This is a genomic window from Collinsella sp. AF04-24 (assembly GCF_003465685.1).
Classification (GTDB): Bacteria; Actinomycetota; Coriobacteriia; order Coriobacteriales; family Coriobacteriaceae; genus Collinsella; species Collinsella aerofaciens_AP.
Genome location: NZ_QSBK01000006.1, coordinates 1 through 26,736 on the forward strand (window position 1 = coordinate 1; position 26,736 = coordinate 26,736).

The following is a 26,736-nucleotide window of genomic DNA, read 5'->3' on the forward strand; positions in this document are numbered from 1 at the left end:
CGAAACCGGCCCATCTACTACGTTTGGCCGGCATCCCCCGACCATGGCGTCTCGGGCAGAAATAAAACCGCAGGTAGACGGCCTGCGGTTTTCGCGAAATACGGGGTATGGTCGAGGGGTCGGGGTTAAACGTAGTAGATGGGCCGGTTTCGTGGCGGCGGCATCGCAGGCAGCCGACCGAGGGCACCCGGAAATGAGCAGGGCATCCGTCTAACGACCGATTTCCAGCCAGTTGCACAGTACGTTGGCTCGTAGCTCCATTTCCGTCGTCTTTTGCGCCTTAGTTTTGCACCTATAGCGTAATTCCAAGCGCGAGCAAAGACTTCTCACGATCGCATCAAGCTGCTCGGCATCGTTAAGCATGTCGTGCGTAACCAGGAAGACGTCATACCCCATACTTTGCAGCGCTGTCATGCGTTTGGCATCGTGGTCGAGCACGGCGCCTGATCCGTGGATAACCTCTCCCTGAATCTCCACGATGCCTGCTTTCATTATGGTTGGATTTATGATCACGATATCCCCGTAGCAGACTTTTTGCCCTGCAATGATCTGCGCCGATGCGGTAAGCGGCGTAAGGTCGTTAACATAAACGTTTCGAAAGCCGGCACCGCCGCGAGAGCGAGGAAGCGACAGCAATAAAATTCCTGCAACTTCAAGCGGAGAAGCTGCTATACCTGTCACCAGCTGCGCGGCGTTGTAAAACTTTGTACCCCACTTTCGCCTTTTCATCTTACTGGCGTACTCATGAAGCTCGTGTAATTCGATGAGCGGCTTCCTCATCCAGAGCGACGTGCCCTTTAGCCTTGTGACCTCCTTCGTTTTCTTTTGTCCGTTGGGCTCCTTCGTATTTACCTGTTCTTTGACTTTTATGCGCGCATAAACGCGTTTCCATTGTGGTTCGTCTTGGCTTTCATCGAGGTCAAAGAGGGATTCGGTGGTTGCATTCTCGGCAGCCTTATTGGCTTTGTCTAGTTCCGCTTCTACTGCTACCGTGGGCTCAAAGACTGAGAACCATCCGCAAAATTCGCACATGGCAAGGACAAGATCGGTTGGAGACACAAAGCGCGCCATGGTAAATAGCGTCGCAAGTGGATTGGTAACCCTAAAGCTCATCGCGGTTTCCAGCGTGCTATCCACTCCCGAAGCATCATCACAGTGGATTGTTGTCCGTAATCCCGAATGGTAGTTAACGCTACCGCGCACTGTGGTGGTAATAATCGGGGTCTTGAGGATATCGGTTACGAAAGGGGCTTGGGCTAGAGCTCGCCAGCCGTCTTCTGGGCTTGGCAGTCTTGGGTAGAGGCCGCGGACCTGCGGTGGGCAGCGCCAGTAGCGGAATGCGGTGTTTGCGCAGACGATTTCGTCCATATGGGCCTCCCCTAGCTTTGGCTGCGTGCCGTTATGTTTGCAGGTAGACCGATTATCAATGGCGGCTTCATGCCGGTAAGTACCAGAAGCTGACCAAATGCTTGACGAGTTCTGGTGAAAAACCGTCGTGTGATAGAAATCCGCTGGAAGGCGCTCTGGGCATGCGGTCCCTGTCTCCACATTTGCGTTCGAATCACATGGGGAGTTCAATGAAAATACAGATGTGTTTTATGCAAAACATGCAATGGCGTCAGCAAAAAGGGCGCGATAAAAAACGACGCCTTATACGACTTCGATTCGAGTTTTGGTGTCAAGCTTGGTGTCAAAAAGAAAAAGGCCAGAGTCTTAACACCTCTGACCTGTTCTTTAGATGGTGGGCGATACAAGATTCGAACTTGTGACCCCATCCGTGTGAAGGATATGCTCTACCCCTGAGCCAATCGCCCGTCGCCTTTCGGCAAAAGAGATACTAACATAGCCGCGCGTGGTTTACCAAGAACTTTTTGCCCCCGATTATAAATTCGTGAGAGCAAACCGCACTGTTTCAACCCAGTCAACCAACAAAACCGCAGCTTAACCACCCTTTATCGTTTAATCCACGAGGACTCGGGACGGCAGATAAGTCGCGCGTTGTTGTAAGCCATGTCGAGCGTGAGACAGGTACGCGCTGCGTAGAAACCGTCCTCGCGCTGGATGGTCAGCGCCAGCTCGGGCTTGTCGCCGGTCAGGCACAGCGGCAAGAGCAGCTGGATCCGGCCGCCGTAGAACTGCGGCACAGCGAGCGTGTAGTTTGCGGCGGCGCGGCGGGCGGCCTCGACGACGGCGCCCTCAAAGGCGCGGCGCAGCAGCAACGAGTTGCCCTCCCCCATCAGGCTGGCGGGAATGCGCGTGAGGTTCTCCTCATCGCCCAGAATGTGGTCGATGTTGGAACGGATGGGCAGGCGGTAGTCAAAGACCAGCTCGGAGGGGTCCTCGGCAAAGCGCACGCGGCACGGCAGGTACTCAAACGAGACCAGCATGGGGTCGCTTTCCTTAAAGAAGTCCTTCAAAAACCAGCGCTGGCGCGCGTCGGGCTTGGTATTGGGCTCAAACAGGCCGTAGATGGTCTCGTAGCGGCGCGTGTACAGGCCGGTGTTGAATAGGCAGCGATCGTCGTCGAACACCAACGGCAGGTTGGACGGCGCGGTCTGGTCCACGTCGCGCTCGGTCAGGAACACCGCGCGGCTAAACGAAAACGACAAGTAGTTTCTGAGGATGCGGTTCCCGGGACCCCAGTCCTCGGGATCGGCGAGGTCGACAAGGCGGTCGTAGCAGGGCTCGGGGCAAAACGCAAAGTCGTAGACATTGCTGCACAGGGTGCTAGGGAGTTCCATGTGGCGTCCAATCCATTTTATAGTTGGCGTGCGGATGCTTAGATTTTATACGCGCGACGGGTCGCCGGCGCGAACAACGCAATTGCGGCGCAGCTCGTCGCCGAGTTCTGCTCGCGTGCGGTTTCCGGAAACAAGGTCCTGGATCCAGGCGTAGTACTGGTTGTCTTTTGGTTCGGGGCTGTCAGACAGCACGACCGGAGTGCCTGCGAACCTTAAGACGGACAACGCAAAGACAAGGCTGGTTCGTTTGTTACCGTCTTCAAAGATGTGGTCCTTGACCATGTGCTCGGCCACGTAGGTGACCTGGTCAAAGATGTCTGCGAAGCGATCGGCCGGCGATTGACCGAATATCGTACAGAATGCACCCGCAAGCACGGACTCGACGCGTCCAAGCTCAAGCGCGGCCCGGTCGCCTGTGGCGTCGGTTGTATAGCAGCGCCCGACCGTCATCAGCGTGCTGTGCAGGCGCATCACGGCCGCGGCCATATCTTCGAGCGAACCGGCATCATCGAGCACGAGCGGCGCGAACGGATGCGCTCCCCGCTTCGTGTCCGCCATCATGAGTTCTCCAAGAGCCTGAGCGCGTTGGGCATGTTCGAAATGGTCAGCCGAATAGCTTCGTCGATTGACGTGGTGCCGCCGAGCAAAATCGGTGATGCTGAATTTGCCACGTGCGCAGTTGAATGATCTTCTTGAGCAACGCAATCAGCGCCGTCATCTTGTTGAACATAGCTCCAAGGCATGTCTGACTCCTTTATATCTTTACAGACGAAATAGCCTGCGAGTCGTACTCCAGAGCAATCGGTTGCCAGACGAGGTCTTCGATGGTGCAGTTTAGGGTGTCTGCAAGCGCCAATGCCGAGGAAACCGAGGCGCGGCGTAGGTCGAGCTGGTTCTGCTCGTAGAGTTGTATGGCGCGAAGCTTAACCCCCGATTGGGCGGCGAGCTGTTTTTGCGTTAGTCCGGCAGCCTTTCGTGCCGCCTTGAGGCCCTTTTTGTCTGCCTGGGCGTTGTTCCATTTTTCGATGACAATCTGGGCGAATTTATCTTCGGAGGCCTCGTGGAGCGGATGGTACGAGCCGATGATCCAATCGAGCGGAGCGACTTCGAGTAGCTTATTAAAGCCCAAGCTGCTCATCCATTGCGTATAGGCCATAACCCACCCCGCCCAATACTGAGGCGAACGGTCGAACGGATAGGTCTCCCTACATCTGACGGGGGTCAGTCCCGCATGGGCGATAATATCGCGCGCGAGCTCGTCGCCCGCCATGCCGCAGACGACGCGAGGCATACCGCGCTCAAACTGTTTCATCTCAAGAGCGTTCGACATGATCGCCGTCAACTCGGCTGGAGTCAGCCCTTGGTCACAGAGAGCAAAATCGACCGCCTCGCCCAGCGTTCTCATTGCATCCTCGAGATACATCTCACTGTAGGCGTGGGTCATCGCCCGTCATCCCCTCTCGAATGATATCGACGATACGTATTCCCTCAAACGGGTTTTCGGCAAGGAGCTCCCGATACTGCGCCCTTGCCGCTTCATCTCGTTCCTTGGCCAATGGACCATACAGTGCTTGCTGCGCACGTTCAAATCCAGCAAAACGAATGCTCTTAAACGCACGCTCGCTTTTGAGCACAATCTGCTCCCCCAGGTTACCGAGCCTCATAGATCGTCCAAGCTGATCGACGGTGATCGTATTGTTTACAAAAGCTCTGGCATAGCTAAAGTACGAGTCGTCCGCACGCCACCCTCTTATTACGTCGCAAGTGCTCGTCTGAGGTAGAAAGTGATCATGGAGATATTCGCACGCCCCCGCGGCAATGGCGGTATCTTTGCGAAAAGAACGATGCTCAACGAGCAACGCTATCCAATGCAGGACGCAATATTGCGGCGATAGCAAGTCGAGAACTTTGAGATCGGCTATATCGAGTTCATAGCGATTCGCAAAGCCATCGGCATCCCGAGAGCATGCCCATTCCCTTGCAAGGTCGAGGCTCTCTGTGCAATAGAATCCCTGTCCATAGTCGTTATGGATTTTCCCCAGGCCAAGCTGGGGAGCCTCAATGATTTTATGAGAACCATGCCATAGTTCCACGCGAGTCTCCTAACAGGTATCGCCCTAGCGATAGTATAACATACTATCGCTAGGGCGATACCTGTATTCAAATAGCAAGAGGGTGTCTGGAACCGAGTTTGAGTTCAATACTTGCTTCTAAGGCTCGCCGAGTCCGGAAGTATGCGACAAAATTCAGACTTGCTGATCATGCCGGAGCACACTAACGCCTCGTCCTGCTTATAGAGCTTCATAGACACGCACCTCATCTTGCTCGATACTTTTGTGGAATGCCGGGCGCATGTGCTCTGGTGGGTTGGTGACGATATCAACCTTTCGCCCAAGTTCCCTCTCGAGCTCATGGGAGAGTTCGTAAAGCGTGCCGAACGTCATGGTGTTGCCGCAGACTAGGCGCAAGTCAATATCGCTATTGGGCGTTTGCTCGCCTCGGGCAAACGAGCCAAATAAATATGCTTCGCTGACGTCGTATTGAGCAAGCACGCGAGAGGCCGCAGATGATATGTCAGCAAGTGAAACCATGTCTCAATTGGGCGTTTAACAGTAGAACGTCAGCGAATCATCACCAAAGGTTTCACACCACTTGTCACATATGAATTGATGATTCATGGTGATTAGTTTTGAAAGATCCCTGAGATCCTTAGCCGGAATCTTGCTCTCGTTGTTGGCAAGTTTGCATCCGCCGTCTTTCGTCAGCCAAAACTTGGTCGAATTAGCAGCCGCCCTCTTTACACCTACGTGTATGTGAATTGGTTCTCCGTTTTCCGCAATCCAAAAGAACAGAACGTACTGCCCAAAAATAAGAAGTCGAGGCATTATGCCACCGCCGGTCCGGCTTTTTGGCGTTCGGCGAGCTCGAAGATAAACGGGGCGTTTGATCTAACAAATTCGGTCAAGAAATTGAGGTCATCAGCAGTAAATCCTTCGACGTTGAACCATTTGACCGCAGGCAAGAAGCATTCCGCATGGTCAAAGCCAAAGTCAACCGGGCGCTCGACGGCCACGCGAACGGTTCCGTCTTCTCTTGTCTCTGAGTAGGCAAATTGGGTGCCATCATCAAGCTGAACATAGCTCCAAAACATGACTACCTCCTTAGTGTTTATATTCGAGTATAAGGAGCAGACTAGACTTAACGCGGCGTGAATTAAATTATTCCTATAAGACACGAACTCTGACAGCTGGCCTTGTCCAGAAGTGGTGGGGGCCGAGTTCTGCCGACCAGAACCCGGTTTTGCGCTTTCGCGACCTGCGGTTTTATTAACAGAATTTGACTTGCGCTCGGCGGGCTCCGGTTTTCCCGCACATCCGGAAATCGGGAGCATCAGCAACGGCGCGCAGCTTTAAGAACCGCTGTTCCCAGCACGAACAGCAAGCCGGACACGGCGATCCAGTTGTTGTCGCTGGTTTTGGGAAGTGATGAGGAGGTCGCGGTGGCGGCCTTGGGCCTGGAGGTCTTGGCGGCCGTGTTGTTAGTCACTGTTGTCGTGGTCACCGTCTTAGTCGCGGCCGCGGGCTTCAGCGTGGGATTCGTCGACGGATCTGCAGCTGCCTCGCCGGTAGCGGGGTCGGTGCCAGGGGCGGAAGGAACATCGCCCGGTACATCGGGTCCACCGGTCTCTCCCGCCGACGCCGTGGCATCCACGGGCTCGATCGTCACACGCGCTGCCACGGACCCGTCAGCATCCACCACGCCGCCTGCGCCAAAGGCTCCGCCCGCAGGCGCCACAAAGCGCGCGGATGTAAGCGACCCGCCCAGGCAGGCGACGCCGCCGTCGGCGCCCGACGCATCCAGCCAGGACGCATCGACGGTAAGCTGCCCGGCCGCGCCACCGCCGGCAGCCCCGCCCAGCAGACACACACCATAGGTGCGCACGCCCGCCCCGGAGCCCGCGCCTGCGGCGACAACGCGCCCACCGCCGCGAACGGCAAGACCGTCCGCGATCACGCCGGCCACCCGCGCATCCGCGATGCCGGCGCCGTCGGCCCGCGCGTCAACCTTGCAGCCGTCCACCGCGAGCGTCCCCGACACGTAGATTCCGCACTGCGAGCCCGTGGCCACCAGCGACCCGGTGCCGCGGAGCGTCAGATCGCCCCACACCTCCATGCCGCACCGCGAGATGTCCACGTCGGGCGCGCTCGTCTCGACAACAGTGTTCTGCCCGGTCAGCGTCACCACCAGTTCGCCGTCGGCGCCGATGGCCTCGCCCGTGTAGCCGTTAAGATGCAGATGGTCGACATCGGTCCAGGCCCAACCGGGGCCCGACACACCCGGCTCGTAGTACGTGGCGCCCGCGATGAACAGGCTGTCCGCGCCCGCGGCATAAGAAGGCCCGCCCAGCAAAACGCATAGGCAGGCCATGGCAGTAAACAGGATGTAGTGTCGGCTAGTGTGGAACGCGGTGGCAAACATAACCGCTCCGATCTTCGCAAGAGCCATTGGAAACTGCGCCAGAAAACTACCTGGTAGCAGCAGTTATTAGTGTAGCGAGATCAGGCGAGTGGCGAACGAATTGGCTGTAAACGAAGCCCAATATTAGGTGTAAATCGTTTTGCCAGTCGGTGAAAGGAAGATTCACGTTAGGCAAATATGCCGACCGCTGATTCCAAAATTAGCAGCACAGGGAAATTGACAATATCAAGTTACCAAAACCTTTCCTCAATGACGCCCCATGTCGTGTCCTCGCAAGTTGGATACCGTTGTAGCAACACCTTAGTAATCGGGTAAATAGTTGAGAAGCTATTCACGGAGTTCACTACGATTGAAGGATTTAAATAATGCACCAACTAATAATTCTTGGAAATGGATTCGACTTGACCTGCGGACTGAAGTCAAAGTTCTCAGATTTTTATCGCAATAGGATGAACGCAGCATGCTCAATTGAATCGATCCCTAAGGACGAAAGAAATGTCTGGGATGTCATTCTTTCTGAAATCGGTGAAAACGACCCATTGTGGTGCAATATAGAAAGCCTTATTTCAGCGTATGTGTTCCATGATGACGACTTGGGTTCAAGATTGGACCACATGTATGAGCAACTGGTGTGGACAATTGATCCGTCAAAACCAAATCGTTCTGAACATCCAGATAACGCCGTATACAATTACGTTTCAACTAGTCTGGGTAAGGAAAACGTTTCCCAGGATGAGCTCACCCATTTCCTTCTAACCTCACTAAAAGATTACGAGCACATCTTTGCGAGCTATCTAGAAAAACAAGTCGATAATAACAATAAATACAGGGAAAAGGCTGTGGAGTATTATGCAGCCATTCGCAATGCCTGCATTAATAAGGCCCAGCAAAAGAACTATGAAACATCTATCTTAAACTTTAACTATACAACCCCATTAAAATCGGAAGATCAGCAGCTGGGAATTGTTGCTGCCCGGAATATTCATGGCTCACTGGACAAAACGGACACAATATTTGGCATTGACGGAAAAGACGTCGCTGAAGACCATCCGGCGGTGCCGTTTACAAAAACATATAGGCTTATGTCATTAGTGCCATACGAAAGCGAAACTGCAAAACTCTGCGACAGCAATACCCGTTTCATCAAGATATTCGGACACTCGCTTTCTCGGGCTGACTATTCCTACTTCCAATCGATTTTTGACACCGTCAATCTATACGGTGGAGTTACTAAGCTTGTATTTCTATACAAAAAATATCCAAACAAGTCAGATAAAACAGTTGATGAGCAGGCAATTCGAGAAGATCTGTACTCACGCATATCGCATCTTCTGTATGAGTATGGAAGCACACTCGACAATAAAGACCATGGAAAGAATCTCATGCATAAACTTCTTCTAGAGCAAAGGTTGCTCATTAAAGACGTTGACGAGAATATATCAGTCTTACCTTCCAATATATATTTGCTTTAACACCTAATCCAGATTCGGCTCCCTGAGGTGGTAATTGAAGAGTAGGACCGGAGAACGTACGTATATCTATAAAAGCGTAATCAAAGGCTAATGGGACTTGTTTAACCAAAAGAGGGTGTATCGGTTTGCGCCGATACACCCTCTTTTCAATAATTGGATTTATGCACAAGGACAGAGTCGCCGCAGCCGTCAGCTCTCCCCTATTCCCTCTTAAACAGATCCCTCGTGTACACCTTGTCCGCCACGTCCGTGAGCTCGTCGCTCCAGCGGTTGGCGACGATCACGTCGCAGCCGGCCTTGAAGGCCTCCAGGTCGTGGGTCACCTCGGAGCCGAAGAACTCCGGCGCGTCCAGCGTGGGCTCGTAGACCACCACGGGCACGCCCTTGGCCTTCACGCGCTTCATGACGCCCTGGATGGAGCTCGCAATCCTAGCCTTGTCCTCCTGCTCGGCCTCGAGCTTGCAGATCTTGTTGTCCACCGTCTCGGGCTTCCAGCGCGAGCGTTCGGGCCACGCGGCGAGCTTCGCCTGCCTCTGGGTTCTGCTCGCAACGCGCTCGTGGCAGTATGTCTCGTGACGCGGGTTCGCCAGCGGCTCGTCGGCGTCCAAGCGTCACCTCCAATCAATCGCGCCCCGCCGCGAAAAGCGGGGAGCCGCCCCGGAGGGCGGCCCTGATTAGTCGTAGGTGTTTCCGCTTCCTGCTAGTTGTAAGCTGGCATAGGGATGAAGAATCTCGCGAAGACCGCGGCGGCGAGGAAGACGAGGGCGATGAAGTTTGCGATCTTCACGATCTTGGCCAGGTCAGGGCATTCAACTCTGGTCACCTTTCCCAGGAACGAGAGCAGGATCGCTATCGTGTCGAATAGGAATACTCCTATCACTGTCGCCATCGCGCATAGCCTGTAGATGCTCGCCCTGTCGATGCTCTGCAGGATGGATGAGGAGAAGGTCAGGCCCGCGACGAAGGCGACGACGATGCCGGTGAACACGCCGAGGACGGACACGTTTTCACGCTGCGCCTCTCTCTTTTCCTCCTCAATTCGCTTCAGCGAGTCATCTTCCAGACGTTTGATTTCGCTTTCCGTCTTTTCCTGCTGCTCTTTGATTTGCTCGTCGAGTTGCGTGCTCCTTTCCTCGAAGGAGCACATCATCTTCATCTGCTCCGTGTAGTGGAGTAGGCGCGTCTTCTCAAGCTCGATGTGGTCGCACAGCTTACGTACACTATCGGCCTGCTCCGAGCGGGGTCGGTCTTCCAGCATGCTTGTCAGGACCTTGCCCATGTTGTCGGCCAAGCGGCTTACGGGGTATGGGACGTTCGTCGGGTCGAGCTCGCAATCCTTGTAGTCAAACACGACGTTGCAGACGTCCGAGTATCTATGGCGGAACTTCACCTGCCCGCCGTACAGCTTTTCGAAGAAGGCCTTGACGTCGGCGATGTTTTCATCCGAGAGGGAGAGGCCTGGGTCGTCGGACGCTAAGGTTTCCAGAAGTTTGGTCAGCGCATCCCTTTTCTGTGTCTCATCGGAGTCCGCCTCGACGTCGGGAACAATGAGCATCGATTTCTCAAGATAGTCGCCGTTTGCGGCTTGGAGAACGCTCGTCAGAATCTCAAGGGCTCTTTTCATGCCGGCGGGCACTTCTTGATTCTCAGCCATTCTGGTCCGCCTTTGCGGCCGCGACGATGAGACCGTTTGGGATGATTCCCTTGTCTTGTCCGCGCCTATTGTAGACCTCATCCCACGGGGACCCCTTCGCATGGGAGACCCGTACGAGGTTCCAGGGAGAAAGTCCTCGCAGTTTTTCGATGATGGTGTTGATGAAATCTTCCTGCTCGTCGTTCTCGAAGCGGACTGCGTCAGGGAAAATCATCTTTATGGGCGAACCGCCGAACTCGGAGAACTTGACGTATACGTCGCGGATGACCGGGCCGTACTGCCATGCCTCGAACGTGTCGTCGAACAGGGGCGAGTCGTACCCCTTGATGAAAGTTAGTTGCAAGAAGTACAGCATCTTCTGTAGCTGTAGGTTGCTGACCGGCTTGTTGTCTTTATAGCATTTGTCAACTACGTATTTGGCGATTCCCATGGCGGTGTAGCTTGCGGTCGTGTTCATAATCTCCTCCTTTTGCCCATCATACCAGTGATGTGCTTCCCATCTGCGCGTATCGCGATAAAAGCATCTCAGCTCGCCCGGACAAAAAACGGACGGCCCGGACGGCCCCTCCAACGGGGGGTTTCGGTCTCGGACGCGCCCCCTAGTCTTCCACGGCCCCGGCACCAGGACGACCGGCACGAGCGGCAGAAACGCCACGAGCACGAGCGCCGTGACCGCAATGCCCAACGCCCATTTCACGTCTTCGCCCATCACTTCACATCCTTCCGCTCGAACCTGCAGAAGCGCCCACATACGGCCAAGGTCGCTACCGCGTATCTCGCGGTCGCAGCACCCCCCCCCCGCTGATGGCGCGGGCGCGCTCCCTGTACACGCCGTCCACGCGTGCCGCTGCGGCGAGCCTGGTTCTGCAGTCGGCGAGCCCGGACTCGAGCTCCCAGCTCGTCACCGATCAGATCGGGGGGTCTGCCCCAAGGCCGCCGAGGTGCTCGAGAAGGCCGAGGCCGACGCCCTGGGCTACCTGGACTTCCCCTGCGAGCACCACGTCAGCCTGCGCACCAAGAATGTGCAGGAGCGCACCGACCGCGAGCTCAAGCGCCGCAGCCGCGTCATACAGGTGTTCCCGAGCAGGAAGTAGCCCATCAGGATGATGGGCGCCGTGTTCGCCGAGATGGATAAGGAGTGGGTCGGCCGCCGCTGGTTCAACGACGACTCCATCGGCAGGGCCGTCGAGGGCGCCGTCGCCGAGCACGTGGCCAGGTTCATCGCTCTCGTCGTGGCCGACAGCCCGATTCCCGGCGGGAAGGCGGCGTGACATACGCTAGGATGACGGCATTCTAGGCGATTCTCGGTTCCTCGGGTCGACTCCGGCTACCCTTGAGAACCGAGACCTACACCAACGATCGCGACACTACCGCACGCTTCGTGCCATCTGGATTGTTCTGAAAAGAAAACGCTTCTTGCGGGCGCGTAGAGGTTCTTAGTGTCAATGTGTATCAGCCTACCGTGGAGCTCGTGCCAGTGCGGCATGGAACGGCATACCAAAACTGATGCAATAATCAGCGAATAATCACAAGACCGGAATGGGGTCATGGCGACCTTCCTCGAAAGAGAAGGTCGCCATGACAAGTCACAATTCAACTTGGGGATTACTGAGCTCTTCGGAGAGAGAGTCTACATTCCAAAGACCTAAGGTATCAGTTCGTTAATGTGACCCTTGGAAACTTTCAAGAATTGTTCAACACAGTAGACAGGTTACTCGACAAGAGAGGCATCGTTTTGTCTGCCTAATACTATCTATTGCTTTGTATGTAGCAGAACGGCCATCAGACAATTATGCACGATGGCCGTCCCTTCTATTAACTCCTTGCCTCAAGACGCGGCTCAATCCTAAGCTTGATTGGCTGCAAGTTGCGATACTCCTGGAGCGTACTGTTGTAAAGACTGCCATTGTAGCCTGGAGCATCGACCGTCACGACAGCATAGTAACGAGTGAGCGCATCGGGATCGTTATTGTTACGGAATATGGATTGGAGCGTCAGCTTCGGGTCATACAATGAGCTTGATTTCATGCGTTGTGTCCTGCTGATGACACTGTCCCACTTCATGTCGTTGGCTCGTAACTCTGACTCTTCCCAGTACTTCTTTGCAGGCTTGCTCACCGGCAAGGTTGATGAGGTGTAGCCCTGTAGTTCAAGCTCAGCCGCCTTGATACGCCCCTCCTCGGTGGCGAGATTCACCGTATGCCTATAGCTTGTACCTTTGAGCGAGTACGTGAATTTGTTGGCGTGGGGAATGAGGGTATCTACTATGCAGCTTGAGGTGTAGGCATCCGAATCGTTGGGATTCGTTTTGCAGACTGCAACGATGGTCCAACTGATTGTGATAAGCCCCTTCGCCGACTCGATGCCGGGGGCAAATATCGGCAGCGAGACAAGCTGCTTGGGTCTGAGCGTGCCTTGATATAGCGTGGTGACACGGTTGTCGTCACAGTTCAGACAAGTCGATGGATCATCTGGAGCAATGCCGAAACCGTACTCCTCTCGAACAAAGCTATCACTGTGCTCCGAATTGTGGAGGGCCAGAGCCCGGGCGAGATGCTGTGTGATATCCTCACTTCGCGACATCATTCTGCCAAGCTTGTGGACGAGTAAGGGGGATGCAAAGCTGGTACCTGCGCTTGCGCCTAAAGCATTGCCGCTTGAGGCAACCACCACGAATGGCTTGTTGATGTCCCCTCCAAACTCAAGGAGGTCGGGCTTGATTTTGGCACCCTCTCTTCCCGGACCAACACAGCTATATGGAGCGCGTGCCTTCGTACCATCAGGCAATATACAAAACGCGCCAACTCCGATGCCGTTGACCAGATCAGCTGGTGACTGCACACGATTATCTGGGCTTGGCAAATCACCGTCATTGCCGGCCGCAATGCAAAAGAGGGGCGGCTCGGCATCGCAGTTGTACGACAGCACATCAAGCGCATAAGTAAAGCGGCTGATGTCATCGTCGAGAATGGGGCCAGTGGGGCCAAACGAGAGATTATACAGGTGGATGTCAGGATAGTGCCCGACTACGTACTCGATAGCATCAATCGATTCGTAGAGGTCAATGTCGACGGGATCGCTCGGCGGCAGCACTCGAAAGCTCTCAACCTTCACCTCAGGTGCAGGGAGGACGTCACTAGCCCCCTTACCGGAAAGCTCGCCATGCAGCACGGCTCCGCAGACACCCGTTCCATGATCGATGCAGTTTTGTTCGGGCAGTGATGCAACGGCATCATGCGCATTGACATAACCGGCGAGGAGCGGGACATTGGGATTGCATCCGCCATCGAAGACGCCGACGGTCACGGGTGGGACATTCTGGGCTGCAGCAACCTGCGGTGCTGGCGCGCTCATCGCGCTCCGTATCGGCTCAAAGACGATTCTTCCCATCGGGTGAACCGTGCGCAACGGGTTGATTCTCGCTGCTGCCATAGTGGCTTCCCTGCTCAACTGTGCGGCGATGAATGTAACGCCGTCTTTGTATGTCCGAACCTCGATTTTGTCACGACCGAGACCTGCTGCCTTGCAGAACAGGTCTATGGCATCCTCGGCGCTTTCTTGGAGCGGATGAAGCACGGCCTCGACCAGTCCCTCTTTCCATTCCGCATCGAAGCCTAGTATCTTCTCGCCAGGGTCAAGCAGGTCGAAGGAGCGGATGGACATTACCTCGTTGCGCCATGCATCCGATGCGTTTGACCCGGTGCGAAGCGCGTTCTCAAAATCGGCGATGCCCTTTGAGGTCGTGCGCAGGAAGTAGAGCTTCGCGAACTCGGGCTGCTCTCCCGCGTCTTCGTCATCACTGTTCTTCTGAGGTTGCACGTTGCCTGTCTTGTATCTCCTGCCGCCGATGATTTGCAACTCGTCCGAAGAGGTGAGCACCGATGAGGGTGCATAGGACTTTGCTTCGAACTTGGGCTCCATACGTATACAGACCACCTTTTCCTCGAGATAGGAATCGGGGTCGGTCTGTATCTGCCTGGACACAGTGCCGATATTAGCAAGGAGGCGGTTCCTGGCCTCTTCGTACTCGTGTGGCCGTGGCCTGGGACCTCCACCGGTTTTCTTCTGAACTGGCTGAGCATACGATTCGCCGTGGGCAAGAATTGGCAGCGGGCCGGGCATGGCTTATGCCTCCTTCATGTAACGGGAGACCGTCGAGGCGCCGACTCCGACGATCCGCGCAATGTCTCGCACGGTAAGAGCTGGGTTAATTTCTTTGAGTTTTATGCATGCCTCACTCTTCTCCTGCTTCGTTTGAGGTTTGCATTTGGAGCACAGCTCGCTCAGAGAAATGATCTCTATGCTCTCGCCCGGGTTCATCACTGATTGGCGCTTAATATGCTCGCAAAGCTTGCAAATATCTGCGGCGCTCATGCCCGCGCTCTTCTCGACCATGAAGAAGAGCACCTCTGGCGAGAGCGTGAAGCGGTTGCTGGGCAGGTGCCTCTCGAAGAGTCGCATGCGTTCGTTCTCCTCGGGAAGCGGCACCTCTACAACTCTGTCGAAGCGCCGCCAAATCGCCCTATCCAGCAACTCCGGATGATTTGTCGCTGCAAGCACGATGCTGCCCTTAGGGCATGTCTCGATTTCTTTGAGAAGAACGTTCACCAGGCGCTTCAATTCGCCGAGGTCACCCTCGTCATCACGCCGCTTCGCAATTGCGTCAAACTCGTCCAGGAAGAGCACAGCAGGCTGTGCGCGGACATAGTCGAAGACGCTCTTGATGTTTTGCCCGGATCGACCGAGATAGCTGGATATCGAGGTTGCGAGGTCGAGCGTTATGAGTGGAAGAGCGAGCTTGTATGCAAGCCAGTTGGCCGTGTATGTCTTACCCACGCCCGGAGCGCCAATGAAGAGTATGCTGTTCGAGGGTTCGATCCCATCCTCGAAAAACCGCTGAATCAGACCTCTCTCCTTGAGAAAGTCGGCAAGCTCTTTTGTAGTTGCGGCATCGAGAATGGGATCCGGTAGCTCGGTTGGCTCTATGAGCTCTACCAGGGAGAAGCGGGTCTCTCGGTCGATAGGTAGCGGGTTTATCTCGGCTGCGCGGGTAGCCTCGCTTCTCATGTCAGATGCGGCAAGAGCCCCAGCGACCTCCGAAGCGAGATCGGGACGATCACGTCTCAGCTTGCGGGATACCGTGAGCGAGACTGATTCTACGAGTCTTCTGTCATTCTCTAAACAGGCTCTCACCAGCCTAGGTATGTAGTCTATTGCCTCCATATACCATTACCTCTCTGTTGCAGAAAAATGGAACATGCTTAAGATAGCATATTTACAGCAGATATTTTATATACTGTGCTAAGGGTTTTGAATGGTTAGAGAGTGGCACAATATTTCATGTGATTTGGCGCGAGCTGTCTTCGAACTGGCGACAGAGAAATACCCTGCTCCTGACTTGCATTCGAGCGGACATCTGCCTGCTTGATTCACGAAGGCAGGCTGAGATTCAGTCAGCTCCTCCTCCTACATGAACCGGAAAACTGCCTTGATGAGGAGCCACTCAAACGAGTTGATGCCGTTAATCAATATCTTCATCTATCAATCCCTCCATCCAATAATTATCAGTGTCGTCAACCTCGTCGTCTGAGGGCTGCACATTCATAGTCAGTGCCTGCAGCTTGGTGACGAGTGCGTAGCTGCAGTCGTATTTCCTTGTGATCTCCTCGCAATCGGTATCTTCTACTGACAGTCAGCCCTTCATTGCGTTATACAGCGCCACAATGCGCTGGCCGATGCTGTACCCGTGAGAATTCCCGAGCATGATACTGGCGTTATCATTCGGGGTCGCGGAGCTTGCGCTCGTTGTAGCGGATGAACGAGCGGATCATGCGCGAGGCAGTCGCACGCGGGGCCTTCGACTCGCCCCTGAGGGCGATGTCGGCCGAGAGCAGTGCCCTGTCGGATGCGCACCGGTTGATCGGCTTCTCCGGATGCTTGCCGAACCCGTCGCTCAGGAAGTAGGTCCTGGGAAGCTCAGAGTCGCGCACTCCCTTGCCACGGAACAGTTTCATGTCGAGGGTTTTGAGCCTGTAGAGGGACGCGAACACGACGGTCAGGATACGTTCGGTGGTTAACATGGCGGGGCCAAGTCTGTGCTCATGCTGGTCGCCGCCAGGCTAAAGCACATCGCCGAGAACGAGTGGGGCAGCAGGCGCTACCTGGATGCATCGATGCTCAAGGAGGTTGAGGCGTAGGAAACATCGCCGTTGCGCCGATGGCTTGCATGGGTGCGGCTGAATTTGCGAAAGATTATTGACGGTATGGCGGAGCCTAGCTGCGAGCGGGATATAAAAGAAGCGGCACTGCCAATAGTAGCGCCGCTTGCATCATCAAAGAAGAATCGTTATCGATCGTCTCTGGGTCTTTTCGTTCAAAACCAGAGCGTGTCGATTACCATTCATCGAAGTCCATCCACTCTACAGGCAGCATCAGACCGTAATAATCGACGGGCGTTTTGAATCGAATCCTGCACAAATGACCGTCAATCTTCCGCACCCAACTGTGTCCGTAACGATCGGTGAAAGCCACCTCGCAGCCGAGGGCCTTATGCATCGAACAATCGAGATACCCGATGCGCCTCACGGTTTTGCCCGGAGCAACGGACGAGAGAAAAACTCTGCCGCCACACCCCTCGACGTCCCTCCCGTCTTGAGGCCCGGCACCCTGGACGAGCACAGCAGTGAGGATAACTTGGTAAACGACGTCGTTGCTATTGTTCATCACTTCTAGTCCGAACTGCGGCCCGAAATCAACCCTGCACCTGCCAACCGTGGCCGTCTCCCCCTCGGGCATCCTGACCACACGGGCACAGATGGCCGACGCCTGGCTCCGCGCGGCTGCCCGGCGGCCCCGTACCAGCGAGACAATCCACTGGAGGAGTGTGAGCGCCAAAGATAGGAAAGCAACAACCGTGCCGAAATCGATTTGACCATTGAAGCTAATTATAACGCCATCCGGGTTCATTTGGTTAACCCATCCGCCAGTGCCGCCGCCTCAAGGAGAGGCTTCAAGTCGTCGGGCTCCACTTGGCGAACGGCTCGCTTCTCCCGTCGCACATCCCGCATTCTGGCCGTAGGCCTCTCGTGAATCCATGGGTAAAAGAGCACGCGGTAGCGCTCGTAAAACCCTTCTCCAGGCATATCATCATCGGAGCGCACGATATCACAGTCTCCTTCCTCTACAGATTCCGCCTTATGGAGACCCTACACCAACAATCGCGACACTACCTTCGCCATCGGCTCGTCGGCGTCCAAGCGCCACATCCAATCAATCTCGCCCCGCCGCGAAAAGCAGGAAGCCGACCCGAAGGACGGCTCCCCAGTGTCCCGTGCGGCGGAGGATGACCGCACGGCTATGTTCCTAGACGTGTCGCCATGCCGAGGGCCGCCCCGGAGGACGGCCCTCGGCATGGCGTTCGGGCTACAGCCCGATGAGCCCCCTGAGTCCAGGGTGGGAGAGCGCCATCATCGCAGCCATGATGGCCACGAGGACGACGTCTGCGGCGATCAGACAGTTCCTCGGCCATTTTCCCAGCTCGACATTCCGATGGTTGAAGGACATCTTCCAGATGAAGACCAGCAGGATGCAGACCGTGTTGATGAGCACGAAGCCCACGAGCGCGGCGAGGAGCACGATGGCGCGTATGCCGCCGTCGATGCCGAGCGCGCCCATCGCGGAGGTCGAGAACCCGACGCCGCCGTTGAAGGCGAGCACGACCGCCGCGAACACGCCGAGGATCGCGATGTACTCCATCCTCGTCTTGTCGAGGCGCTCGTCGAACTCCCTTTCCAGCTCTGCGCGTTTCTGGTCCGCCTCGTCCCTTTCCGCTTTCACTTCGGCGATTGCCGCTTTGAATGTGCGCATGGCCTGCTGCTGTTCGATGTCGTGGCTCAGCCTCGTCTTTTCCAGGTCGATGTGGTCGGCGAGTTTGAGGACACTTTTCGCCTGGTCACAAAATCCATGTTTCGTCAGGTTGTCATGGATGATGCGAATGTTCTCGGCGAGGCAGTTGACCGAATAGGGGACCCCTTCGTCCAAGTCCCCAGGGGACTGCCCGAGTGCATTGAATACCAGGTCGCAGATGTCGGCATATCTATGGCGATAGGGCTCGCTCCCCCCCATATAGCTTTACGAAGAAGTTCGAGGCTCGGCGGATGTCATCCTGGGAGAGCACCGCAGCATCATCCGTGCTGGCGAGGGATTCGAGCATGTCGCGGAGAGCCTTGCGTTTCTCTGCGTCGTCGCTGCCTGCGTTTATTGGGGGAACTTTCAGGGGTGGCTTCGAAAGAGTCCCAATCTTGCTGGTGAGCAGAGAGAGGGCCCTTTCGAAGTTTTCGGCCGCCTTTGCGTAGTCTTGCTCGGTCACTCAGAGACCTCGCTAGCGCACTGCATGATCAATTCATTTGGGATGATTCCCTTGTGTAGGCGCTTCTGGTTGTAGATGACGTCCCACGGAGACCCCTCGGCGTGTGAGATCCTGACGAGCTCCCATGGGGATTTCTCGGCGAGCATGTCCACCCCCGCATCCAGAAACGGGCGGATGGAATCATTTATCTCGGTGTCGAACTCGCGTTTTATCGGGAAGCCGCCGCAGTCAGAGAACTTAACGTAGACATCTCTGATGACCGGGCCGTAGGGCCATGCCTCAAACTGGTCGGCGAATAGCAGCTCGCCGGTCTCGCTCGCGTGTATGACTTGCAGGAAGTAAAGAATCTTCTGGAGCTGAAGATTGCTGATTGGCGTGTCGTGGCGATATCGCCTGCTGACGGCGTACTCGGCGATTTCCATCGCACAGTACTCTGTCCCGATTTGGACTTTCATCTGTTTCCTCCTTTCCCAAATCATACCAGTGATGTGCTTCCCATCTGCGCTTATCGTGATAAAAGCATCTCAGCTCGCCCGGACAAAAAACGGACGGTCCCTCCAGCGGGGGTTCCGGTCTCGGACGCGCCCCCTAGTCCTCCACGGCCCCAGCACCAGGGCGAACGGCACGTGCAGCAGGAACGCCATGAGCACGAGCGCCGTGACCGCAATGCCCAACGCCCATTTCACGTCTTCGCCAATCACTTCATCTCCTTCCGCTCGAACCTGCAGAAGCGCGCACATGCGCCCAAGGTCGCTACCGTGTATCTCGCGATCACCACATCCCTCGCTAATGGCGCGCGTGGCCCTGCGGTCGGCGAGCCCGGACTCGAGCACCCAGCTGACCACCGAGCAGATCGAGGGGTTCTGCCCCAAGGCGTCCGAGGCGCTCGAAGAGGCCGAGGCCGACGCGCTGGCCTACCTCGACTTCCCCTACGAGCACCACGTGAGACTTCGCACCAACAACGTGCAGTAGCGCGCCAACCGCGAGCCCAAGCGCCGCGGCTGCGTGGTGCAGGTCTTCCCCAGCAGGAAGTCGCTCATCAGGATGATGGGAGCGGTGTTCTCAGAGATGGACGAGGGCTGGGCCGGACGCCGCCAGTTCAACGAAGACCCCATCGGCAGGGCCGTCGAGGGCGCCAAGGTGAACGCGCCTGCCTACGAGGGCCCTGCCGCCGAGCACGCGGCCGGGATCATCGCACTCGTCGCGGCCGGTAACCCCGTTGTCGGCAGGAAGGCGGCGTGACATAGGCTAGAATGACGGCATTCTAGATGATTCTCGGTTCCTCGGGCAGCCTGTGGCCACCCTCGAGAACCGAGCCCTACATCATGATTCGCGACACTACCATACTGTTGATAAGCGAAAGGGGCTTGCGATGCGTAAGTCAGCAAGATGCTTGGGGCGGGATGTTGGGCTTAACGCAGAGGAGGTGAATGTCTGGCTGAAGGAAGAAGGCTACCTCGAAGGCGAATCTGGAGATTATAGGGTCACCGAGAAGGGGCGTCCTTATGCCACGCAGAGGCACTGGGAAACCGGAAGCCCTAATCATGCTGGCTATGTTTCCACGTCATGGAAAGAGGAAATCCTCAATGAAATTGGCCCGCTTTCCCCGGAACGCAGACGTGAGCTTTCCGATTCGGTTGCAGCCAATCGCGCCGAAAAGAAAAGGCAGAGAGAAGAGTGGGAGGCATCGCTTGCGGCAAATGGCGATGACAGTCTTGATGACGGCCAGCGCGATGGCAATGATGCCTCCGATTCGAACGGTGGCAAGGTGGCGGCTGCTGCGATTACCGTAATTGCCGTTAGCTTTCTGGCGGTGAAAGGTGCTCAGGCGGCAAAGCCTCATGTCGAAAAATGGTGGCGTGAGACCGCGCGTCCAAAGATTGTCAAGACAAAGAAAAACGTTATGGCGAAGTTCAAGGGAGTATCTGACGAGCAGGGCGAGGAGGCTGATCCTAAGACAACGGAGAAGACAGCAGATTAACCTTTAGCGCCTTTCAGTGGCGAGGAGAAGCAGCACGCTGCGCCCTCACCCACGCAAGATGTCGTCCATAATTGCGAACCTCACTGCTTCGATCGAGTGGTCGTTGCCGTCGGGGATGCCCTCAAGCCACGTCCCGTCGCAGTCGTGGTCGTGGTCGTACTTCTTGAGCCTGGACTTCTCATGCGCCAGCGGGCAGCGCACCGGGTCGATGCAGATTTTGCGCACCCTGCCAGCACTCGTAGGAGAGCCGCCTCGTGTTGCTCTTGGGCACGAGCCTCACCTGCAGCCCCACCTTGCGCGGCACATGGCCATCGACTGCTTGCATTCGGGCGTTTCGCCGCACCAGATCAGATCGCCGTGCAGGTATACGTCCCCGCCGGGCTCGTCCGCGTAGGCGTACAACTGGGTGAATAGCATCACCACAGTATTTATGGCGAGGAAGGCCACAAGTAAAGGCGCAAGAAATACAATACACGACGCACGACGCTCCACCAACCAACCGCCATTCAGGGACACATTCGGCCAACTGCGCACTAAACAAAGCGGGGCCCGGAGCGCTAGTCCGGGACCCCGCTTTGTTTCGCAAGGGCTGCTACCTCTACTGCCCCTGCGCGCGGTAGCGGGCCTCGGTGGCCTCCTTGGCCGGGCGCCACCAGGACTCGTTGGCCACGTACCAGTCGATGGTGGCCCTGAGCCCCTCGGCGAAGTCGGTGTGGGCCGGCCTCCAGCCCAGCTCGCGCTGGAGCTTCGTGCTGTCGATGGCGTAGCGGCGGTCGTGGCCGGGGCGGTCGGCGACCCAGTCGAAGTCCTCGGGGTCGCGCCCCATCGCCTCCAGGATCATGCGCAGGACCGTGATGTTGTCCCTCTCGCCATTGGCTCCGATGAGGTAGGTCTCCCCCGTGCGGCCCTTGGTGAGGATGTCCCAGACGGCGCTGGAGTGGTCCTCGGTGTGGATCCAGTCGCGGACGTTCTCGCCGCGGCCGTAGAGCTTGGGGCGGACGCCGTCGACGATGTTCGTGATCTGGCGCGGGATGAACTTCTCCACGTGCTGGTAGGGGCCGTAGTTGTTGGAGCAGTTGGAGATCGTGGCGCGCAGGCCGTAGGTGCGCGTCCAGGCGCGCACGAGCATGTCGGAGCTGGCCTTGGTCGAGCTGTACGGCGAGGACGGGTGGTACGGCGTCTCCTCGGTGAACTTCGCCGGGTCGTCGAGCGCCAGGTCGCCGTAGACCTCGTCGGTGGAGACGTGGTGGTAGCGGATGCCGTGCTTCCTCACGGCCTCCAGCAGGCGGAAGGTGCCCTCCACGTTGGTGCGAAGGAAGGGCTCCGGGTCGGCGATGGAGTTGTCGTTGTGGCTCTCTGCGGCGTAGTGCACGATCGCGTCGTGGCCCGGGACGATGCGATCCAGCAGCTCCGCGTCGCAGATGTCGCCCACGACGAGCTCCACGCGGTCGGCGGGCAGGCCCGCGATGTTCTCGGGGTTGCCCGCGTAGGTCAGCTTGTCCAGGACGGTCACGTGGACGTCCGGGTGGTTGTTGACCACGTAATGGACGAAGTTGCTGCCGATGAAGCCGCAGCCGCCCGTGACGATGATGTTCTTGGGTTCAAAAATCTCAGACATATTTACCCCCTCTTTGTCTCGTTTGCGACATTCAAAAGATACTTACCATACGCAGTCTTCTTCAGCGCTTCGCCCAGTTCGTGTAACTGATTATGGTCGATGAAACCGCGGCGATAAGCGATTTCTTCCAGGCACGCAATGTAATACCCCTGGCGGCTCTGCACGGCCTCTACGTATTCTGCGGCCTTCAAAAGACCCTCGGGCGTGCCCGTATCTAGCCACGCCATGCCTCGCCCCATCAGCTCAACCGATAGTTGGCCTTGATCTAGGTAGGCATTGTTGATGCTCGTGATCTCCAGCTCTCCACGCGCGCTTGGCTTAACGTTTGCTGCGATATCGGAAACCTGTCCATCATAGAAGTACAGTCCCGGCACTGCATAGTTCGACTTTGGAACCTCGGGTTTTTCCTCGATGCCAACCACACGATGGTTCTGGTCGAACTCCACCACACCGAAGGCTCTAGCGTCCTGCACGGGGTATCCAAACACAACGGCCCCACCATGGCATTCGACCTTCTCCTTTGCGCGTGTAAGCACGCGAGTGAGGTCTTGGCCGTGGAACATGTTGTCACCCAGCACCAGCGCACACGGCTCGCCGGCAAGAAAGTCACGTCCGATGGTAAAAGCTTCGGCTAGACCGCGAGGTTTGGCCTGCTCTGCGTACTCTAGGCGCATGCCTAACTCGGATCCGTCCTCGAGAAGCTCCTTGAACGCCGGCAGGTCACGTGGCGTCGAGATGACAAGCACCTCTCGGATTCCAGCTAGCATCAGAACGCTCAAAGGGTAGTACACAAGTGGTTTATCGTAAATTGGCAGAAGCTGTTTGCTAACGGCTTTAGTAATCGGATGCAGTCGAGTGCCAGACCCACCTGCAAGAATTATGCCTTTCAACGTTTTCCCTTCAGCGGCAGTCGAATAAAGTGCGCATTACTGCTCAAGTCACTTATGGCTGCTTGGACAAATAATATATTGGTCGTAAATCTCTCAGTAGTCTGATACCGTTCTTACTAATATTCCGTGATAGGATTCAGCGTTCGGTTCAGATTTAGCATAGGTGATGGCTTTGGTTCTATCTCAGATCTTTAAACCTATTGAGAGCCATTTCAGCCTTGAAGTCTTCGAGAAAGTGTAAGAAGTCATATTTCGGCTCGTAGCCTAATAACTCACGACAGTTTTCGATATCCATTACATAAGAAGGACCGCTTGGCATTTCCGGACGATAGACAATCTTTGATTCAACGCCATCTGGATTGAATACCTTCGCGATGCCGCGAATCCAGTCCTCGTTTGAAGTTCCGATGCCGGTACCCACATTAAAGAAGCCGCCGTCAACGTTCTCTACGGTCACAGCTTTACGTAAGAGCTGACAGAAGTCCTTGACGTTTACAACATCTTTGGCGCGAGTGGGATCGCCCCAGATTTCAAGCGTTTCTCCTGCCATGGCTCGATCCATTAGCAATCGATATCCAAGTGTTCGGCGCACTCCATCGACGTTGTATGTCTTGTCAGGGGTATAAGCGTAGACAGTGGGAAGCCTAAACACAAAGCCTTTTAATCCGTACTCAGCCTGATAATGCTTGATCAAATCAACGGCGAAGCATTTGGAAAGAGCATAGACGGTGTGATCGCCAGTCATAATAATATTGCGATCATCGTAAGGATGAATTACGGGGTTTTCCGGAGTAACGGAACCCAGCACATCGGATATGGTCTGAGCATAAAGAATGCGATCAGCACCCGTCTTACGGCAATACTCGAGTACGTTAAGGGCTCCACGGCTGTTTACGTCAATATAATCGGAAGGGTTATAGCCGCTCATATATGCTGGCAGTAAACCGGCAAGAAGAATCACCGCCTGGACGCCCTCTTGGGGGAGCTGCTCTAGAGTAGAAGCATCGGACATATCTACACTTGTATAACCAATGTTGTAGCGATTGAAAAAATTCGTCTCTCTACGACCGGCGGCAAACACCTCATATTCATCTGCAGGCAGGTGATTTACTAGATCTTCGGTAAGGTATGCACCGGTGTTGCCGGTTGCGCCGATTACTACAATCCTCTTTTTCACGGTTAGCCCACCTTCGCCCTCATGAACTCACTCGGCTCGGCGCGAAATTCATCAAGCTCGGCTTGTGTGTCGAACCTTAGGAATACCGATCCAAATGCATGATTTGCTGCCGTGAACGCCTCGACTTTGGCGCCGGGCTCAATCCACAGCTGCTCTTCGGCAAGATGAGAGACGGCGAAATCAGCTGCATACTCCATACCTGTGAACACCCCGTCGCGATCAGAGTGAAGCATCTGCTGATACCAGAAACCGTCATAAGCGGGCATCGAAAGATTGCCAACGGGTTCGCCGAGAGCGGCCTTCACCGCCGCCATGACAAGATCGGTCTTGCCGTCGGTGGCATATTTGAGCATCTCGCACAGTCGGTTACCGCCGCCGCGCGGAGAGCTCTCCATAATGTAGGCCCTGCCATCGGTTGCCACGCGGGTCTCAATGTTGAATACGCCGTCACGAAGGCCCAACAGATCGGCCAATCGCTGCAATTCCGAGACAAGCTCTATTTGTGCCCACGCCGGCAATGATGCTGGCATTGCATACGCAGCGGGCGTGTAGGGATTTGGAACGGAGGGATCGAACAGCTGCGAGGTAAAGCTCACGCACGAGAACTTTCCGCCGCTAACGAATCCGTCGGCATCGGAGGAGTCCCCCTCCTTCTCCAAAAACTGCTCGACGATACAGCGCCCATCACGCGAAAACTCGAGAGCGTGCTCAATCGCCGCCTTAAGATCCTCGGGGCCATCCACGCGCGAGCAGCCCTTCGATCCAGCCGAATCAACCGGTTTGGCAATCACGGGATAAGCAATCGAATCGGCTTCTTTCATGGCCTCGTCGGCAGAGCGGTAGATATGAAGCTCGGGACAATTAAAGTCATTGTCGCGAAGGAAGGCGCGGTAGCGCTCTTTATCTTGAAGAATGCTGACCGCCTCATAGCTTCCCTGGAACGGCAGCCCCAGTTTCTCGGCAGCATATGACGCGGACACCACACCCGGGTCTGCTGCAAACGACATAATTCCGTCCGCCTTGCATTGTTTAGCAGCGGCAAGCACAGCCTCGTTATCGATAATGCTCGCATTGATGTAATCATCCGAGAAAGCGTGCGCATAGTTATGCGGTAAATAATCGCAAGTAACGACCTTCGCGCCCAACTCGTGCGCCGCCTTAATAACCGGTAGCGCATAGCGTGCTCCGCCAAGAAGGAGAAGTGTCTTACTCATCAGTTTTCCTTTCCTGAATTCAACACCGTTTCGCAAATGCGGTCGACGTCCTCTAACGCTAGGTCGGCATACATGGGAAGCGTGATAACCTCAGTCGCAGCCTTCTTGGCCACAGGGGTGCGGTCGCTGGAGTACACGCTTCTGTAGCAAGCGTAATCGTTGACCAACGGATAGAAGTATTTGCGTGCGCCGACGCCAACCTTGTCCAGGGCATCGAAAACGTCATCGCGCGATGCTCCGAAGACACTCGGATCGAACAGCACTGGAAGGTACGCATAGTTGTGGCGGATGTTATTGGCGGGACGGAAAACGGTCACGCCGGCCGTGCCTTCAAGGTTGTCCCAATAACGCTCAGCAACGGCCTTGCGCTTGCCAATCTCGGCGTCCAGGTGACGAAGATTGCAGACGCCCATAGCCGCGCAGAACTCATTCATCTTGGCGTTGCCACCCACGTACTCGACGTCCTCGGGTCCCGTGATTCCAAAGTTCTTCCATTGATTGAGCAGCGGATACAGATCTTCGTCCTTGAAGCAGACGCAACCGCCTTCGATGGTGTTGAATACCTTGGTTGCATGGAAGCTGAACATGGCCGCATCGCCGAATGCCGCCGCGCTATTGCTGCTTCCGTCCTCGTTCACGCGCTCGACGCCGAAGGCGTGGGCTGCATCGTAGATGACCTTCAGCCCGTGACGGTCAGCGATCTCCTGGATGACGTCAACATCGCAAAGATTACCGTATACATGGACGGGCACGATGGCGCAGGTGCGCGGGGTGATTAATCGTTCAATGCTCTCGGGATCCAACGTTAGATTCACGGGATTCACATCGGCAAAAACGGGAGTAAGTCCCTTTCGCACGATAGCGTGAGTGGTCGAGGCAAAGGTGAACGGTGTTGTGATGACCTCTCCACCGGTCGGAAGAGCCATGGCCTCGAGGATGCACTCTAGAGCATTGTGACCATTCGTGAACAGAGCAAGGTTGTCGATCCCCAAACGCTCCTTGAGGTCTGCCTCGAGCTTCTTATGCTCAACACCCATATTGGTAAGCCAATGGCTATCCCAAAGAGGTGCGACCTCTTCAAAGTATTCCTCCATAGGAGGCATGGATGATCGTGTGACAAGAATGCGGTTACCCATATCAGG

At 55.8% G+C, this 26,736-nt stretch carries 31 protein-coding genes, 1 tRNA gene and 1 pseudogene; 6 read left to right on the forward strand and 27 right to left on the reverse strand.

The window, feature by feature from the left end; translation table 11 throughout:
* Window positions 1-210: 210 nt before the first annotated feature.
* From DWV32_RS03220 to DWV32_RS03270, 11 genes are all read right to left on the reverse strand, one after another.
* The gene (locus DWV32_RS03220) at window positions 211-1,368 is read right to left on the reverse strand and encodes a hypothetical protein (RefSeq protein WP_117757175.1); all 1,158 of its coding nucleotides are present in this window, start codon (window positions 1,366-1,368) and stop codon (window positions 211-213) included.
* 371 nt (window positions 1,369-1,739) lie between these two features.
* Window positions 1,740-1,814, reverse strand: a tRNA-Val gene (locus DWV32_RS03225).
* Between the two features lie 138 nt (window positions 1,815-1,952).
* Window positions 1,953-2,741: a DUF3825 domain-containing protein gene (locus DWV32_RS03230; protein WP_233540385.1), complete on the reverse strand. Its 789-nt coding sequence runs from the start codon at window positions 2,739-2,741 to the stop codon at window positions 1,953-1,955.
* 45 nt (window positions 2,742-2,786) lie between these two features.
* A complete protein-coding gene (locus DWV32_RS03235; protein WP_222847435.1) occupies window positions 2,787-3,299 on the reverse strand; it encodes a Fic family protein in 513 nt (170 codons plus the stop codon).
* The gene (locus DWV32_RS03240; RefSeq protein ID WP_117757177.1) at window positions 3,299-3,484 is read right to left on the reverse strand and encodes a hypothetical protein; all 186 of its coding nucleotides are present in this window, start codon (window positions 3,482-3,484) and stop codon (window positions 3,299-3,301) included. The genes DWV32_RS03235 and DWV32_RS03240 overlap by 1 nt, the downstream gene beginning before the upstream one ends.
* Before the next feature lie 11 nt (window positions 3,485-3,495).
* Window positions 3,496-4,185: a helix-turn-helix domain-containing protein gene (locus DWV32_RS03245; RefSeq protein ID WP_117757178.1), complete on the reverse strand. Its 690-nt coding sequence runs from the start codon at window positions 4,183-4,185 to the stop codon at window positions 3,496-3,498.
* Window positions 4,166-4,834: a DUF3990 domain-containing protein gene (locus tag DWV32_RS03250; protein WP_117757179.1), complete on the reverse strand. Its 669-nt coding sequence runs from the start codon at window positions 4,832-4,834 to the stop codon at window positions 4,166-4,168. Before DWV32_RS03250 ends, DWV32_RS03245 begins: the two co-directional genes overlap by 20 nt.
* A gap of 198 nt (window positions 4,835-5,032) precedes the next feature.
* Window positions 5,033-5,332: a nucleotidyltransferase family protein gene (locus DWV32_RS03255; protein ID WP_117757180.1), complete on the reverse strand. Its 300-nt coding sequence runs from the start codon at window positions 5,330-5,332 to the stop codon at window positions 5,033-5,035.
* A gap of 15 nt (window positions 5,333-5,347) precedes the next feature.
* The gene (locus DWV32_RS10545; protein WP_117757181.1) at window positions 5,348-5,626 is read right to left on the reverse strand and encodes a DUF4160 domain-containing protein; all 279 of its coding nucleotides are present in this window, start codon (window positions 5,624-5,626) and stop codon (window positions 5,348-5,350) included.
* Window positions 5,626-5,892, reverse strand: coding sequence for a hypothetical protein (locus DWV32_RS03265; RefSeq protein ID WP_117636055.1), 267 nt, complete (start codon window positions 5,890-5,892; stop codon window positions 5,626-5,628). The genes DWV32_RS10545 and DWV32_RS03265 overlap by 1 nt, the downstream gene beginning before the upstream one ends.
* A gap of 239 nt (window positions 5,893-6,131) precedes the next feature.
* Window positions 6,132-7,220 (reverse strand): hypothetical protein, encoded by a 1,089-nt coding sequence (locus DWV32_RS03270; RefSeq protein ID WP_117757182.1) that lies wholly within the window; start codon window positions 7,218-7,220, stop codon window positions 6,132-6,134.
* A gap of 365 nt (window positions 7,221-7,585) precedes the next feature.
* Here DWV32_RS03270 and DWV32_RS03275 point away from each other — a divergent pair, with 365 nt between their 5' ends.
* Window positions 7,586-8,692 carry an AbiH family protein gene (locus tag DWV32_RS03275; RefSeq protein WP_117757183.1) on the forward strand — a complete coding sequence of 369 codons (1,107 nt, stop codon included), beginning with the start codon at window positions 7,586-7,588 and terminating at the stop codon, window positions 8,690-8,692.
* Window positions 8,693-8,892: 200 nt separating this feature from the next.
* Here DWV32_RS03275 and DWV32_RS10280 read toward each other — a convergent pair whose 3' ends face one another.
* From DWV32_RS10280 to DWV32_RS03290, 3 genes are all read right to left on the reverse strand, one after another.
* On the reverse strand, window positions 8,893-9,300 hold the full coding sequence (locus DWV32_RS10280) for a hypothetical protein (RefSeq protein ID WP_199576983.1): 408 nt from the start codon (window positions 9,298-9,300) through the stop codon (window positions 8,893-8,895).
* 92 nt (window positions 9,301-9,392) lie between these two features.
* Window positions 9,393-10,346 carry a hypothetical protein gene (locus tag DWV32_RS03285; RefSeq protein ID WP_117757184.1) on the reverse strand — a complete coding sequence of 318 codons (954 nt, stop codon included), beginning with the start codon at window positions 10,344-10,346 and terminating at the stop codon, window positions 9,393-9,395.
* Complete coding sequence (locus DWV32_RS03290; protein ID WP_158566040.1) at window positions 10,339-11,055, reverse strand: Panacea domain-containing protein; 717 nt, start codon at window positions 11,053-11,055, stop codon at window positions 10,339-10,341. Before DWV32_RS03290 ends, DWV32_RS03285 begins: the two co-directional genes overlap by 8 nt.
* Here DWV32_RS03290 and DWV32_RS10485 point away from each other — a divergent pair.
* Both DWV32_RS10485 and DWV32_RS10210 read left to right on the forward strand, forming a co-directional pair.
* Complete coding sequence (locus tag DWV32_RS10485) at window positions 11,024-11,440, forward strand: transposase (protein ID WP_117757247.1); 417 nt, start codon at window positions 11,024-11,026, stop codon at window positions 11,438-11,440. The genes DWV32_RS03290 and DWV32_RS10485 overlap by 32 nt on opposite strands.
* 21 nt (window positions 11,441-11,461) lie before the next feature.
* Entirely contained in the window at window positions 11,462-11,617 is a 156-nt protein-coding gene (locus tag DWV32_RS10210; protein ID WP_158564991.1) for a hypothetical protein, read from the forward strand.
* 544 nt (window positions 11,618-12,161) lie between these two features.
* Here DWV32_RS10210 and DWV32_RS03300 read toward each other — a convergent pair.
* From DWV32_RS03300 to DWV32_RS03335, 7 genes are all read right to left on the reverse strand, one after another.
* Window positions 12,162-14,468, reverse strand: a complete 2,307-nt coding sequence (locus tag DWV32_RS03300) for a S8 family peptidase (RefSeq protein WP_117757186.1) — start codon at window positions 14,466-14,468, stop codon at window positions 12,162-12,164.
* 3 nt (window positions 14,469-14,471) lie between these two features.
* Entirely contained in the window at window positions 14,472-15,569 is a 1,098-nt protein-coding gene (locus DWV32_RS03305; RefSeq protein WP_117757187.1) for an ATP-binding protein, read from the reverse strand.
* 554 nt (window positions 15,570-16,123) lie between these two features.
* The gene (locus tag DWV32_RS03310) at window positions 16,124-16,426 is read right to left on the reverse strand and encodes a hypothetical protein (protein WP_117757188.1); all 303 of its coding nucleotides are present in this window, start codon (window positions 16,424-16,426) and stop codon (window positions 16,124-16,126) included.
* Between the two features lie 313 nt (window positions 16,427-16,739).
* Window positions 16,740-17,312, reverse strand: a complete 573-nt coding sequence (locus DWV32_RS03315) for a hypothetical protein (protein WP_117757189.1) — start codon at window positions 17,310-17,312, stop codon at window positions 16,740-16,742.
* Window positions 17,313-17,768: 456 nt separating this feature from the next.
* The gene (locus DWV32_RS03325) at window positions 17,769-18,386 is read right to left on the reverse strand and encodes a hypothetical protein (protein ID WP_147326436.1); all 618 of its coding nucleotides are present in this window, start codon (window positions 18,384-18,386) and stop codon (window positions 17,769-17,771) included.
* Window positions 18,387-18,441: 55 nt separating this feature from the next.
* Window positions 18,442-18,714 (reverse strand): hypothetical protein, encoded by a 273-nt coding sequence (locus DWV32_RS03330; protein WP_117654734.1) that lies wholly within the window; start codon window positions 18,712-18,714, stop codon window positions 18,442-18,444.
* Window positions 18,711-19,169, reverse strand: coding sequence for a Panacea domain-containing protein (locus tag DWV32_RS03335; protein ID WP_158551258.1), 459 nt, complete (start codon window positions 19,167-19,169; stop codon window positions 18,711-18,713). Before DWV32_RS03335 ends, DWV32_RS03330 begins: the two co-directional genes overlap by 4 nt.
* 343 nt (window positions 19,170-19,512) lie before the next feature.
* Here DWV32_RS03335 and DWV32_RS10215 point away from each other — a divergent pair, with 343 nt between their 5' ends.
* The 3 genes and pseudogenes from DWV32_RS10215 to DWV32_RS03345 all read left to right on the forward strand — a co-directional run bounded on the left by DWV32_RS10215 (window position 19,513) and on the right by DWV32_RS03345 (window position 20,695).
* Window positions 19,513-19,686, forward strand: coding sequence for a hypothetical protein (locus DWV32_RS10215; RefSeq protein WP_158551475.1), 174 nt, complete (start codon window positions 19,513-19,515; stop codon window positions 19,684-19,686).
* 15 nt (window positions 19,687-19,701) lie between these two features.
* Window positions 19,702-19,956: pseudogene (locus tag DWV32_RS03340) on the forward strand (hypothetical protein); the annotation flags it as partial.
* Between the two features lie 130 nt (window positions 19,957-20,086).
* The gene (locus DWV32_RS03345; protein WP_117757190.1) at window positions 20,087-20,695 is read left to right on the forward strand and encodes a hypothetical protein; all 609 of its coding nucleotides are present in this window, start codon (window positions 20,087-20,089) and stop codon (window positions 20,693-20,695) included.
* A 45-nt stretch (window positions 20,696-20,740) separates the two neighbouring features.
* Here DWV32_RS03345 and DWV32_RS03350 read toward each other — a convergent pair whose 3' ends face one another.
* The 6 genes from DWV32_RS03350 to DWV32_RS03380 form a co-directional block, all read right to left on the reverse strand.
* Window positions 20,741-20,920, reverse strand: coding sequence for a hypothetical protein (locus tag DWV32_RS03350; protein ID WP_117654730.1), 180 nt, complete (start codon window positions 20,918-20,920; stop codon window positions 20,741-20,743).
* Between the two features lie 373 nt (window positions 20,921-21,293).
* The gene (rfbB, locus tag DWV32_RS03360; protein WP_117757192.1) at window positions 21,294-22,313 is read right to left on the reverse strand and encodes a dTDP-glucose 4,6-dehydratase; all 1,020 of its coding nucleotides are present in this window, start codon (window positions 22,311-22,313) and stop codon (window positions 21,294-21,296) included.
* A 2-nt stretch (window positions 22,314-22,315) separates the two neighbouring features.
* Window positions 22,316-23,203, reverse strand: coding sequence for a glucose-1-phosphate thymidylyltransferase RfbA (rfbA, locus tag DWV32_RS03365; protein WP_117757193.1), 888 nt, complete (start codon window positions 23,201-23,203; stop codon window positions 22,316-22,318).
* Window positions 23,204-23,381: 178 nt separating this feature from the next.
* Window positions 23,382-24,380, reverse strand: coding sequence for an NAD(P)-dependent oxidoreductase (locus DWV32_RS03370; protein ID WP_117757194.1), 999 nt, complete (start codon window positions 24,378-24,380; stop codon window positions 23,382-23,384).
* Between the two features lie 2 nt (window positions 24,381-24,382).
* Window positions 24,383-25,594 (reverse strand): acetyl-CoA carboxylase biotin carboxylase subunit family protein, encoded by a 1,212-nt coding sequence (locus DWV32_RS03375; protein WP_117757195.1) that lies wholly within the window; start codon window positions 25,592-25,594, stop codon window positions 24,383-24,385.
* Window positions 25,594-26,730 carry a DegT/DnrJ/EryC1/StrS aminotransferase family protein gene (locus DWV32_RS03380; protein WP_117757196.1) on the reverse strand — a complete coding sequence of 379 codons (1,137 nt, stop codon included), beginning with the start codon at window positions 26,728-26,730 and terminating at the stop codon, window positions 25,594-25,596. Before DWV32_RS03380 ends, DWV32_RS03375 begins: the two co-directional genes overlap by 1 nt.
* Window positions 26,731-26,736 lie beyond the last annotated feature (6 nt).